The organism is Streptantibioticus rubrisoli (genome assembly GCF_024436055.1).
Lineage (GTDB): Bacteria > Actinomycetota > Actinomycetes > Streptomycetales > Streptomycetaceae > Streptantibioticus_A > Streptantibioticus_A rubrisoli.
The window spans coordinates 63,680-76,293 of sequence record NZ_JANFNH010000008.1 but is presented as its reverse complement, the minus strand read 5'-3'; the positions used below and the strand labels follow the sequence as shown (position 1 = coordinate 76,293).

The 12,614-nt window shown below is 68.8% G+C and carries 12 protein-coding genes; all 12 read left to right on the top strand.

Annotated features, from left to right (window positions below; genetic code table 11):
* Positions 1-227 precede the first annotated feature (227 nt).
* A complete protein-coding gene (locus tag NON19_RS11340) occupies positions 228-737 on the top strand; it encodes a hypothetical protein (protein ID WP_255926932.1) in 510 nt (169 codons plus the stop codon).
* Positions 738-991: 254 nt separating this feature from the next.
* The gene (locus tag NON19_RS11335; RefSeq protein WP_255926931.1) at positions 992-1,261 is read left to right on the top strand and encodes a DUF1876 domain-containing protein; all 270 of its coding nucleotides are present in this window, start codon (positions 992-994) and stop codon (positions 1,259-1,261) included.
* An 830-nt stretch (positions 1,262-2,091) separates the two neighbouring features.
* Positions 2,092-2,262, top strand: a complete 171-nt coding sequence (locus tag NON19_RS33375; RefSeq protein WP_308213673.1) for an SDR family NAD(P)-dependent oxidoreductase — start codon at positions 2,092-2,094, stop codon at positions 2,260-2,262.
* 313 nt (positions 2,263-2,575) lie between these two features.
* Positions 2,576-3,913 (top strand): MFS transporter, encoded by a 1,338-nt coding sequence (locus tag NON19_RS11325; RefSeq protein WP_255926929.1) that lies wholly within the window; start codon positions 2,576-2,578, stop codon positions 3,911-3,913.
* A 591-nt stretch (positions 3,914-4,504) separates the two neighbouring features.
* Positions 4,505-5,725: a cytochrome P450 gene (locus NON19_RS11320; protein WP_255926927.1), complete on the top strand. Its 1,221-nt coding sequence runs from the start codon at positions 4,505-4,507 to the stop codon at positions 5,723-5,725.
* A 4-nt stretch (positions 5,726-5,729) separates the two neighbouring features.
* Complete coding sequence (locus NON19_RS11315) at positions 5,730-6,860, top strand: acyl-CoA dehydrogenase family protein (protein WP_255926925.1); 1,131 nt, start codon at positions 5,730-5,732, stop codon at positions 6,858-6,860.
* 140 nt (positions 6,861-7,000) lie between these two features.
* The gene (locus tag NON19_RS11310; RefSeq protein ID WP_255926923.1) at positions 7,001-8,113 is read left to right on the top strand and encodes a GNAT family N-acetyltransferase; all 1,113 of its coding nucleotides are present in this window, start codon (positions 7,001-7,003) and stop codon (positions 8,111-8,113) included.
* Positions 8,114-8,154: 41 nt separating this feature from the next.
* Positions 8,155-8,598 (top strand): type II toxin-antitoxin system RatA family toxin, encoded by a 444-nt coding sequence (locus tag NON19_RS11305; RefSeq protein WP_255926921.1) that lies wholly within the window; start codon positions 8,155-8,157, stop codon positions 8,596-8,598.
* Positions 8,599-8,673: 75 nt separating this feature from the next.
* Positions 8,674-9,951 carry an aspartate aminotransferase family protein gene (locus NON19_RS11300; RefSeq protein ID WP_255926919.1) on the top strand — a complete coding sequence of 426 codons (1,278 nt, stop codon included), beginning with the start codon at positions 8,674-8,676 and terminating at the stop codon, positions 9,949-9,951.
* A gap of 29 nt (positions 9,952-9,980) precedes the next feature.
* Positions 9,981-10,238 carry an acyl carrier protein gene (locus NON19_RS11295; RefSeq protein ID WP_255926917.1) on the top strand — a complete coding sequence of 86 codons (258 nt, stop codon included), beginning with the start codon at positions 9,981-9,983 and terminating at the stop codon, positions 10,236-10,238.
* Positions 10,235-11,482 (top strand): beta-ketoacyl-[acyl-carrier-protein] synthase family protein, encoded by a 1,248-nt coding sequence (locus NON19_RS11290; RefSeq protein ID WP_255926915.1) that lies wholly within the window; start codon positions 10,235-10,237, stop codon positions 11,480-11,482. Before NON19_RS11295 ends, NON19_RS11290 begins: the two co-directional genes overlap by 4 nt.
* Before the next feature lie 16 nt (positions 11,483-11,498).
* The gene (locus NON19_RS11285; protein ID WP_255926913.1) at positions 11,499-12,524 is read left to right on the top strand and encodes an SDR family oxidoreductase; all 1,026 of its coding nucleotides are present in this window, start codon (positions 11,499-11,501) and stop codon (positions 12,522-12,524) included.
* Positions 12,525-12,614 lie beyond the last annotated feature (90 nt).

Below are 12,614 nucleotides of genomic sequence, written 5' to 3'. Positions count from 1 at the left end.
GAAGATCTCCAACTCGCCTGCGGCATCGTCTGCTTGAGACGATTCCGAACCTCATTCCGAAACGATCAGTAAGGCCATCAGTAAGGCCTGGAAGACCTCCGACACCGTCCACCCGGTCAACATTCCCGTCTCCACGGTCGACGGCCTGTGTCGCAGTCGTCGAGGCGCACGACACGCGGGCCGGGCCTGGCGCGGGGGACCGGGTTGGCGGCGGGCATGATGACGCAATGCGGATCCCAGAACGGCTGAAGTCACTGGGGCGCCTGGTACTGCCCCTGGACCATCCCGTTGAGGGGATCTTGGGCACGGTCATCACCGCTGAACTCATGGCTGCCTACTCCGAGGCGCCGGTCCATCTGGGTGCCGTGGTCCTCGGCATCATCGTGGCTGTGCTGGTCTACTGGCTCACCCATGTCTACGCCGACGAAGTCGGCCGTGGCCCCGTCAAGGGGCGTGCCTTCGCCAAGCGTCGACTGATGTCCACTCTCCGTAGGCAGTGGGCGTTGGTGAGCGCGTCGTTCCCGCCGCTGATCGTGCTGCTCGTTGCCTTCGGGCTGGGCGCGGGACCGTCCATGGCGTTGCTCATCGCGGACTGCGCCGCGGTGCTGCTGCTGGTCGGGTGGGGTGTCGTCACCGCGCGGCGACGTGGGATCCGGGGTCCGGCACTGGTCCGTACGGGGTTGGTCGCGGGGGTGCTGGGGCTGGTCGTCGTGGTGCTCAGGGCTGTGGTGCACTAAGCAGGTCGGGTGGAGTCCGCTGCGGTCCGGCGGCGACCCGAAGGGGCGTGGGGAACTGCGCGACCAGCTACGACGGTGCCGCAGCCGATCGACGGCACATCGCGGCACTTCCAGCAGCAAAGCGCTTAGCGCCTGGGCTGCGATCCGCGTCGCAGGTCAACGACGGTTCAGCGGGCTTTTGACGGTTCCGCGTGCCTTACGCGCCGGTGCGGGTGCAGGCTGGATAGGTACCGGGACGGCAGGAGGTGGACGTGATGCAGACGATCGCCGGCTGGCACATCGAGATGGAGTTCAAAGAGGTCGAGAAGGAAACCCGGGCCGCAGCCATGGTGAGACTTCCGGACGGCACGGAGATGCGGGCGCGTGGTCATGCCACCCGGCATCCGCACGACGCGGAACAGCTCAGGGTCGGCGAGGAGATCGCCGCGGCCCGCGCGCTGAACGAGCTCTCCCGTGAGCTGCTGCACAAGGCCGAGGGAGAGATCGAGCAGGTCACACACCGCGAGGCGCATCTGCAGATGTGAGGCGCGAAGGCGGTCGAGCCCTCGTCGGCACGCTCGCCGAGGAGGGCCCGCACCGCGCGTCCGCAGTGGTCACCCAACCCAGCGGTTGGAGAGTCCGCTGGTAGATGTGGGCATGAGTGCACTTGTTCTTCGGTGCGTCGTTCAGTCTGCTGGACATTTCAGCGTGATAATGGCAGAGACCACAAGTCCCGCTAGGGCCCGTAGGGACTGCGTCTGCCACCCCGCCCCTACCGCGCCGACGTGTTCGGCCTGGCTTGGAGGTGCAGCTCGTGTCCACTCTCACGCAACTCCTGCACACCGCCTGTGTTCTGGCCGGGACCACCGGCGCACTGTACGCGGCCACCGTGGCAACGGTCGCCGGTGTCTGCGTACTCGCCAGGAAACCGCAACGGCGCCGCGACGCCCGAGCAACACTCGAACTGCTCCTCCGACAACAGACACGCAGTCACTGACCGGGCTTCCGCGCGCTGAGCTGACGCGCACGCCCCAACACCCGTGTGAGCCCCGGGAGTTGGCTGAGTCGCCCGGACGCGCTGTCGGCACGAGGCCCGACAGCCACCGGGATGGCCACTGCTGGGGGCACCGACCTGTCGAGCTGATCGTCAGCAAGTGGTTGATTGACGCGGGGAGAGCGTCGTGACCCTCCAGGCGCCCTCCTCACGCACGACCGTCGCATCGGCCCTACTACGGCCCGTCGTGCGATGGTTCAGCGGCGCACCGGCTTTCGTGTAGCGCGGCAAGCGCTCCGGAGCTGTGCCCCCGGTACGCCAGCGGCACTCCGACCGCTGCCGCCCCAGTTCCCGTTCGCACACCGGCCGGGCCGGGCAACCGTGTCCACCTACGGGCGCCTCGACGGGGTGGTGCTGAACGCCGGTGCCGGGCGAAGCGGTGCGGTCGGCGATCTGTCAGTCGAGGACTGGGAGACCGTCATGCGTACGAACCTCACCGGCCCCCTCCTGCTGCTCCGCGCCGCGCTCCCCCACCTGCTCACATCACGCTGACTCCTCTCGCCCGCCGCTTCCTTCGTCAACGGCGCCACAGTGACCGTCGACGGTGGCGTGACGGCCGTTGCCCCGGGGACCGCGGCGTTCACCTTCCACATTGGCCCTCGCGGCACTCCATAGCGACAGCACGGCCTCACCGGGTGGACCACATCTCCCCTTGTTCGCCGAGGAGTTGAGGATTACACCCGACCTGGCCGCTGTGGCCCATCCGGCACCTGGCACACAACCAAACTGTCTTGACATCGAGACAGTTGCCCAGGCAGGCTGTCCTCGATTCTCTTGACGTCGAGATATATTTGAGGGGGCGACGATGCGGCGCGGGGCACTGCGCGGGAGGTGCGCGAGCGGTGGACACGGTCTGATAGCGCAGTTGCGCAACCCGCCGGGTGGCCGCAACGCCAAAGTCATGCTGCTCGCCCTGGCAGTGGATCGGACCGGCTCAGGGCTGTGGGCCGCATCCTCGGTCCTGTACCTGACTTTCGTGGCGCACCTGAGCGCTCCGCGGATCGGTGTACTGCTGGGCGTGGCCGGGGTCGCGGGCATCGTGGGCTCTCCCTTGGCTGGACGGCTGGCCAGCCGCTTCCCCGTGCGCCCGCTGCTGATCGGCTGTCACCTGCTCCGCCTGTCAACCCTCAGTCTCCTGTTGATATGCACCGGCTTCGACGCGCTGCTGCCCACCGTGGCCATCACCTACCTCGGTGACCGGGCGGCGAAGACCCTGGAGATGCTGTTCGCCACGCGGACGGCCGGTGAGCGGCGCGCGACCTACCAGGCGCTGTCACGCAGTTCGGCCAACGCGGGCTACGGACTCGGCGCGGGCATCGCGGCCCTCGGCTTGGCCGTGGGGACGATCGACGCCTATCGGGCGCTGATCCTGGGCGACGCGCTGTCATTCGCCATCGCGGCCGCGCTGGTGTGGCGCACCCGGGAGCCGCGGGACCACGTCGAGGTGACGCCGCCCGGCGACAGGGCCGCCGAGGGGCAGCCTGCCATCGGCCACAAGAGCCCATGGCGGGACCGCGGCTACCTCCTGTTCGTGCTGTTGGACATCCCGATGAACATCGACGACTCCGTCCTCAGCGTCGGTCTGCCGCTGTGGTTGGTGAACCACACCTCGGCGCCGCACGCGCTGGTGCCGACCTTCCTGATCATCAACACCGTGATGGTGGTGGCGTTGCAGGTGAGGGTGTCGGCGTGGGCCGAAGGCCCCCGGCTGGCCGCCCGCGCGGTGCTGCTGTACGGGGTGATGATGTTCGTGAGCTGCGCGGTCGTCGCCAGTGCCACAGGAGGCGGCGCCTGGGCCGCCGCCGTGGTCCTGCTGGCCGCCGCGTTGCTGGTCACCCTCGCGGAGTTGATGCGTTCGGTGAGTTCGTGGGAGTTGGCGGTCCTGCTCGCACCGCAGGACGCTCGCGCGCCGTACCTGGGAGTGGCGGGGATGTCCCAGTCCATCCAGAGGTCAGCCGGGCCGCCGCTGCTCACCGGCTTGGTGATGGCCGCGGGCCCAGCCGGGTGGGTCGCGCTGGGCGCGGTCGTCGCGGGTCTGTCCGTCATACAACGGACCGGTTGTTTGCGGCGACTTCGGCCGTTGTCGATCTCCGAGCCTTCCCCGCAGCCCTCAGCGGCGGCTCGTTCAGCCTGTACGAGTTAATCTCCGGCTCCTGTCCCCGGGTCACAACCGGCCACCTTCGCCTACGAGTTACCCTCCGCCATCACAGCGGCCCCGGCGCAAGCGCTGGGAGAAGACCCGCACCCCTTTACATACCGATGTCTTTGTCTACTGCATCAAGCCATTACTTGAATTCAATCGAAACCATGCCCGTCAGCATGTAATCCTTATCCTGGGCGGCAGCTACCCTGAAACGAAGCGGAGGCCCGTAAGCAGGCCGCCTCTCGCAGGCCAGTGGCCCGCACAGGGTGGTCGGACTTGCCCGGTCCAGCGCACCCAAAGACCGAATCCCTGCCTCCACTTGTCCGCTATCAAGAAACCCTTCCCGAAACGGAAGGAGGTAACGTAAGCTGCCGATCAAAAATTGGCAGACTGATTCAACCTGGCTGCCAACACTCCAACCAACAGCGGCAGTTGCTGGCACCATCAACTGGTGGGGGTGAGCAGCAAACCAAAACATCCTGCAGTAACGTGGTGCTGCCACCGAATCCGGTCACATACCGCCGGAACGTAAGCAGGAGCTTCCTTGCGCGAAACTCCTGTGCCGACATACGACGGGGTGATGCTTGCCCAATGGATCCCCAGGCCCTTCTTTTCTCCTTATTCACGCCCGAGGGGCGGGAGGACCCGCACACTCCACTCGAGGAACTGCGCCGGGTTGCCCCCGTCTACTACGACAAGGATCTCGACACCTTCTTCCTGACCCGCTACAGCGACTGCCACAGCGTGCTGACCGACCCCAACTCGGCCGTGCCTGATCTGACGTGGTGCGAAGCCGAACTGCCCGACTGGCGTGAGCACCCGGCGGCTGACTTCTTCTACTCCTCCATGCTGCGCAGCAACCAGCCGGACCACGGTCGGCTGCGCAAACTGGTGAGCGGCGCCTTCACCGCACGCCGGGTCGCCGCACTGCAGCAGGCCGTCGAAGAGATCACCGATCGGCTGCTGGATGACCTGGCTGACACCGTGGCACACCACGGACATGCCGACTTCCAGAACGTGGTGGGGTATCCGCTGCCCGTTGCGGTGATAGGCGAGTTGATCGGCGTACCCGCCGCCGACCAGGCGCAGTTCTGGCAACTCGGCCAGGACGCGGGCCGTCTGCTGGAGCCGGTGCGTTCGGCGGAGGACTGGCAGCGCGCCGACGCCGCCGTGAAGCAACTGCGTGACTACTTCCGTGAACTCACCGCGGCACGCTCCCGGCAGCCAGCCGATGACCTGGTCTCCGCCCTGCTGCCGATGGCGCGGGGCGAAGGTCAACTGACCGAGAAGGAGTTGACGGACACGCTGCTGTTGGTGTTCGTGGCGGGCTTCGAGACCACCACCAGTCTGCTCGCGTTGACCGTGCACGCGCTGCTCGGCCATCCCGAGCAGCGCGCCCGGCTCGTCGACGATCCGGACCTGGTCCCCAACGCCGTTGAGGAGTCGCTGCGCTGGGACACGCCAGTGCGGATGACCGAACGCATCACGACTGCGCCGATGTCCGTCGGCGGCGTGCCGGTCCCCGCTGGCAGCAACCTCACCACCGTGCTCACCGCGGCCAACCGCGATCCCGAGCAGTTCCCTGACCCTCACCGCTTCGATGTGTCACGCACCGGCAGCAAGGTGCTCAGCTTCAGTGCCGGACCGCACTACTGCCTGGGGGCTGCCCTGGCCAGGCTGGAAGGCACGGTGGCCATCCGGAAACTGCTGGCCAGGTTCCCCTCCCTGAGGTTGGCCGGTACGCCCCGGCGGCGCGAGTCCCTCAGCTTGCGGGCCTACGAGAGCCTTCCCATCACGACGTCCGAGAGGTAGTGACGTGGCTTTCCTCGACATGGAACGGGAAGAACTGGAACGGCTCCTTCCGGGGTTGGACGCCGCCCTGGCCGCGCAACCGCTGATGGAGTTGGAAAGCCCGTCCGGCCCGGCGATCGAGTTGTTCCGGAAGGCGGGGGGACCAGCACTGCTGGTGCCGACCGCGAACGCCGGGATCGGGGCGAGTCCGCTACAGGCCGTACGGGTGCAGCGGGCGGTCGGCGCCCGCAGCCCCTCGCTGGCCGTGGCCACCACCATGCACCACTTCTCCGTGGCGAGCCTGGTGGAGGCCGCCAAACACGGCGGCGGATTCGAATGGCTGCTGCTGGAGGCCATCGCCAACGACCGAAAGCTGCTGGCTTCCGGCTTCGCCGAGGGCCGCACCGGCCAGTCCATCCTGCGCCCGTCCATCACCGCCAAGCGGCACGGTGACAAGGTGGTGCTCAACGGGAGCAAGAAGCCGTGCAGCCTGTCCCGTTCGATGGACCTGCTCACCGCCTCGGTCTCGATGGCGGACGACACGGGTGTGGAGCGGCTGGCCGTGGCCATCGTACCGGCCGATGTCGAGGGGCTGTCGGTCCGGCCGTTCTGGCGCAATCGCGTACTGGCCGGTGCCGAGAGCGACGAGGTGGTGTTGTGCGATGTCACGCTCGACCACCAGATGGTGGTGCTCACGGATGTCACCGCGGACTCCGAGCTCGACTCGCTGCACGTCGCCGGTTTCCTGTGGTTCGAACTCCTGGTCACCGCTGGCTACTTGGGCGTGGCGAGCGCGTTGGTGGAACGGGCGCTGCGCCGTGATGGCGCCCCGGCGCACACCCGGGCGGGGCTGGTGGTGGATCTTGAGGCGGCCGTGCTGGCCGTCGAGGCCGTGGCGCGGTCCATGGCGGAGGACGAGTGGACCGAGCGCACCTTGGTGAACGCGCTGACGGCCCGCTACGCCGCGCAGGACGCGATCGCCCGTACGGCGCACGACGCCATGGCAGCACTCGGCGGCATGTCGTTCATCGGCTCCGACGAGGCAAGCTACCTCGCCTCCGCCGCGACGGCCCTGGCCTTCCACCCACCGTCCCGGGGACGGATGCACGAGCAACTGTGCGCAGCGGTGGACGGCCGACCGCTCCACATCGCGTGAGCGTCCGAGCCACCGCGGCGGTGCGGAAGCGTTCCCACGACGACCCTTCCTGGACTGGTGAGTTGATGGTCAACAACGGTGTCCGATCCGCGGCGGTCGGCGGTCCCGCGGAATTGCCTGTTCCAGGCTGCACCGTCGAGGTGGAGCCGAGCATCGCGAGGTTGCCGCGGTCGGTGTGGGAGGAACTGGCGCCGCCAAGTGACCCGATGTGGGCGCGGGGTGTGTTCTCGGCGATGGAACGAGGTGCCATCGGTCCTGACGCGCATGCCTACATCGTGGTCCGCGAAGGTGAGCGCATCACCGCTGTCCTGCCGATGAGCGCCTTTCGCGGCCTGCGCCTGGACGACGTCGTCGGGCCACGTGAGCGGCAACTGCTGGCTCCGGTACGGAGGTTGTTCCCCGGGCTGCTGAGGGTACCGATGCTGTTCTGCGGCAACTTCCTCGGCTCCGGACATGTGCTGCACGCCGGGCCGCTGTCGCCGCGCACCTCCCGGCTGCTGGTAACCGCTGTCATGGCGTACGCCCGGCGGTACCGGATCGGCACGGTCGTCTTCAAGGACTTCGCGGACGAGGAGTTGGCGCCGCTGCGGCCAGCGCTGGAACGCGAGGGGTTCTTCACCGTACCGAGCCTGCCGGACACCGAACTGCCGCTTGGGTACGGTTCCTTCGAGGAGTACCTGGCGGCCCTGCAGGCCAAGCCACGCCGTAACGCGCGTAGCAAGATACGCAAGTTCCACGACTTCCAGCCGGAGCTGCGGATCGAGGTGCTGGCCGAGTTCACCCACCTGCTGCCCGCCATGCTCGGCCTCTACCAGCAGGTGATGGACCGTGCGGACCAGAAGCTGGACGTGCTCGACCACTCCTTCCTGCGGGCCCTGAGTGAGGCCGACGATCTCGACCAGCGGCTGGTGGCCTGCTTCGAGGGGGACCGCCTCGTCGCCTATCTGCACTGCCTGTTCCGGGGCAGCGGTGCCATCGGAGCCCGTATCGGACTGGACTACCGGATAGCCCACCAGGCGCGTCTCTACCACAACGTGCACTACGCGGCCATCAAGGAGGCGATCAACCGGGGCTGTCGGCACATCAGGTTCGCGCAGACCGCATACGAACCCAAGCGCGAGCTGGGTTGCTCGCTGGTGCGACAGTCGTACGCCATCACACATCTGCGGCCGGTGCCACGGGCGGTGCTCCGCGGCCTGCTGCCCCGGGCGCTCAACTCCGCACTGGCCGACGCCCTGTCCCGCAAATCCTGAAGCCGCCACCCGCAAACCGCGTCCCAAGGGAGAAGACACCCGTGCCGCGAGTCGAAGTCGACCTGCCCATAGCCGCCGAGCCCGAACAGAGCTGGGCCGCCGTGGTGGACGTCGAGAGCTACCCCGAGTGCATGGCGAACGTCCAGTCCGTCAAGATCGTCGACCAGGACGGCCCGGACCGCCGCTCCACGGCGTGGTCCGTCCATCTGAAGGGATCGGTCCTGGAGTGGGTGGAGGCCGAAACGCTCGACCACGCCGCCCACCGCTTCGACTTTCACCAACTCAGCGGCGATCTCGCGTACTTCGTCGGCCACTGGGCGGTCCGGCCCGGCCCCGCGGGCGGCAGCGTGGTGTCGCTGCACGTCGAGTTCGACATCGGCATCCCACTCCTCGCCGACATGCTCAACCCCGTCGCCACGGCGGCACTGCAGGACAACGCCCGGCAGATGCTCGACGCCCTGGACCGACGGCTGACCGGCTCCTGAGCACCGTAGACCCCACCCCGCACCCGGGCGACCGGTCCCCGCACCGGCCGCCCACCAACCAACCAGGAGATCACCATGGCCTCACCGAAGGCCGTGCCCACCGCGACCGGTGACGCCTTCGACACCGGTGAAGTCTTCGACAAGCTCCGCCGGCACCTGTCCCCGAGGCTGGCGCTGACCGGCAAGTTCGCGGGCAAGGGCGCCGTGGAGACCGCCGCGCAGGGCTCCAGGGTGACGCTCTCCGACGGCCGCTCGGTCCTCGACTTCGGCTCCTACGCGGTGACACTGCTCGGGCACCGCCACCCCGAAGTGTTGCGTGCCGTACGGGGACAGCTGGACCTGATGCCCACGTCCACCCGCAGTCTGGCCAACCCCGTCACCGCCGAGGCGGCCGCCAGACTCGCCGACTACCTCGGCGGATCCCTGCCCAAGGTGCACTTCGGGCTCAACGGTGCCGACGCCGTCGAAGTCGCCGTCAAACTCGCCCGTCTGGCGTCGGGACGCGACCGGGTGCTGGCGGTGCGCGGCGCGTACCACGGAAAGTCACTCGGCGCGCTGGCCCTCACCCACAACCCGCTCTTCAGAACGGGACTGCGCGGATGCGCGGTGGACGTGGTGCATCTGGACCCCGAGGACCCGCACGCCGTACGCCGCGAGGCGGCCCGGGGGGAGGTGGCCGCGGTGGTCTTCGAGCCCGTGCAGGGTGAGAACGGGGTCGTACCACTGCCACTGGATGTGCTGCGCCAGTGGTCGCGGGATGCCAAGCGGCACGGTGCATTTGTGATCGCCGATGAGATCCAGTGCGGGCTGCGCCGGTGCGGGGAGCGGTCGGTGGCACTCGCCGAGGGGCTCGCGGTGGACGCGGTGCTGGTCGGCAAGCCGCTGGGCGGTGGCATCATGCCGCTGTCGGCGGTCGTGTGCTCCGAGGAGATGTACGCGCCGCTGGGCGCAGACCCGTTCCTCCATTCGGCGACCTTCGGCGGCCACCCGCTCAGTTGCGCCGCCCTGCCCGCCGCCCTGACGGCGCTGGAGGAACTCGCCGACCATGGGCGGGAGTTGGCCTCGTCGCTGTCCGCCTCGCTGCGGTCGTTGCAACGACGCCACAGCGCGGTGATGAGCGGACTGCGTGGGCGCGGGCTGCTGTGGGGCATGGACTTCACCAGCCCGCGGGCGGCGGGCGAAGTGGTGATCGAACTCGCCAACGCGGGACTGCTCGTCTCCCCGTGTCTGAGCCGCCCCACCACAGTGCGGCTGCTTCCCCCGCTGTCCACCACCGCCGACGAACTGGCGGAGGCCACCCGGATCCTCGACAGCGCATTGCGGCTGGCGACCCACGCCGTCAGCGACCTGTGACCGACCGACCGCCGACAAGGGGTACCACCATGGAGTTGACCCGCCAGGAGCTGGCCCGAACCGCGCAGGCGGCCATCGCCGAAGTCCTGGGCACCGACCCAGGCGCGATCAACGACCACACCGATCTACAAGCCGAATACGACATCGACAGCCTGGAACTCATGGCGGTCGGCGCCCAGTTGGAGCGCACCCTGGACATCCAGATCGAGGTCGAGGACCTGTTGAAGGCGGAAACTGTGGGCCAGGCCATCGACATGCTGGCCGACCGATTGGCCACCAGGGCATGAGCGCACCGGAGCGCACCAGGGTCGCGATCACCGGTATGGGTGTGAAGTCCCCGGCGGGCAACAGCGTTGACGAGGCCTACACCACCATCATGTCCGCGAAGTCGGCGGCGACCACGGTCGACGAACTGGTGGCCGAGAACGCTCCGGTGCGATTTGCCTGCATGGTGCCGGACTTCCCCATGGACGGCTATGTGAGCCTTCGGGAACGCAGGCAGATCGACCGCGGCACCCAACTCGCCTTGTGCGCCGCGGCGGACGCGGTACGCGACGCGGACCTGCCGACGACGCTGCCCGCGGAGCGCGTCGGCGTCCATCTGGGCACCGGCATCGGCGGACTGACCAGCATGGAAGCCACCGCGCTGAACCACGGCGACGACCCGGCGGGCATCCCCGTGCACACCGTCCCCCGCACGATGGCCAACAGCGCCGCCGCCCGTGTCGCCATGCGCTACGGCTTCCAGGGCTCCTGCACCACGTACGCCACCGCGTGCGCGAGCGGTACGACGGCGATCGGTGAGGCGGCCCGCAGGATCCGGTACGGGGAACTTGACGCGGTGGTCGCCGGTGGTTTCGACTCCGCCATCACCACCATCATGGTCGCTGGCTTCGCCCGTATGCGGGCCCTGTCGACCCGCAACGACGCACCGTGGTCGGCCAGCAGGCCGTTCGACGCGGAGCGCGACGGCTTCGTCCTGGCGGAGGGCGCCGCCATGATGGTGCTGGAGCGGTGGGATGCCGCGGCAGCACGCGGTGCCCGGATCTACGGCGAGGTCGCCGGATACGCGGCGAACGCCGATGCCTTCAACATCGTGGCGCCGCTCGCCGATGGAGCGGTCGCCGCTCGTTGCATGGCTCTTGCCATCGCCGACGCCGGGCTCGGCCCGGCCGACATCGGACACATCAACGCGCACGGCACGTCGACCAGGTCCAACGACAGCGCCGAGGCCGCCGCCATCTCGCGGTGCTTCGGCGCCACCGCCCCGCCGGTCACGTCCGTCAAGGGCGTCACCGGCCACCTCATCGGCGGCTCCGGTGCGTTGGAGGCGTGCGTCGCGCTGGTCTGCGCCGAGCGTGGCGTGGTACCCCCGGTGGCCAACCTGGCCGACGGCGATGAGTTCGACTTCCTGGACATCGTCACCGGTGTGCCGCGTGCGGTGCCCACCGCTCCGGCGCTCTCCAACTCCTTTGGCTTCGGCGGGCAGAACGCCTGCCTGGTACTGACCCCGGCACTTTGGAACTCGTGAGGAAACGGCCGCAGTCATGCGCATACTCGTCACCGGTGCCACCGGCGTCGTGGGCACCGAAGTCACCCACCGGCTCACCGCGGCCGCACCCGCCGCCGACACCGTACGTACCGCGAGGCGCGCGGGCGAACCCGGCGTGGTGCCGTGGACCATCGGCCGCGAGCCGGTCCCCGCCTCGCTCACCGGCCACTGGGACGTCATCGTGCACACGGCGGCCGCCACCCGGTGGACCCTGACCCGTGCCGAGGCCACCGAGGCCAACATCGTGCCGCTGCGCGAGGTGCTGGCCCTGGCCGACCGGGAAACCCACTTCGTCCATGTCTCCACCGCGTACGTCGGCGGAACCCGCGGTCCGCAGGACCTCACGGGCGCCGAGTTCGAGGGTTACCGCAACGGTTACGAGTGGTCCAAGGCCGTCTGTGAGGACATCGTGACGGAACACCGGGGCCCGGTCACGGTGGTCCGCCCGCCCCTCGTCATGGGTCGTCGCACGGACGGGGTGATAGCGCGGTTCTCCGGTCCGTACAGCCTCTTTCCCGCTCTGGTCTCCGGGCTCGCGGCGGTGGTCGTCGGCGACCCCGACGGCCACGCGGAGATCGGACCGGTCGACGAGGTCGCCGACGCGATCGTGACGGCGGCCTGCGGCGCTCCGCCCGCCACGCCCCGCACCGAGGTGATCTCCGCTGGCGAACACGGTCTGCGCCTCGGCCAGCTGGTGGACGTCACCTGCGCCGCGATCAACGACTTCCGTGCCGCCCACGGTGTCGCGCCGATCGAGCGTCCGCCCACGGTCTCCACGGACAGCTGGAACCGGTTCTTCCTGCCGCTGGCCGAGCAGTGGCTGTCGCCCGTGCAGCGGCAGGCGGTCCGGTTGCTGGCGATGTTCCAGAGCTACACCAGCATGTCCGAGCCGTTCACCCCCACCCGGCTCGTCGCGGATCCCGCGCGGGTCGTCGAGGTGTCCGTACGGTACTGGGCGCGCCGCAAGCCGCGGCAGGCGCTTGCCGCTCCCAGCCCGTGGACCATGGTGACCGCACGTTGAGCCCCGGTGTCGCGGCCTGCGCCATCGGCGTGACGGCAGGCATCTTCGCGGGACGGTGGGGAAACGCATAGGAGGTCAGCGCCAGGCATT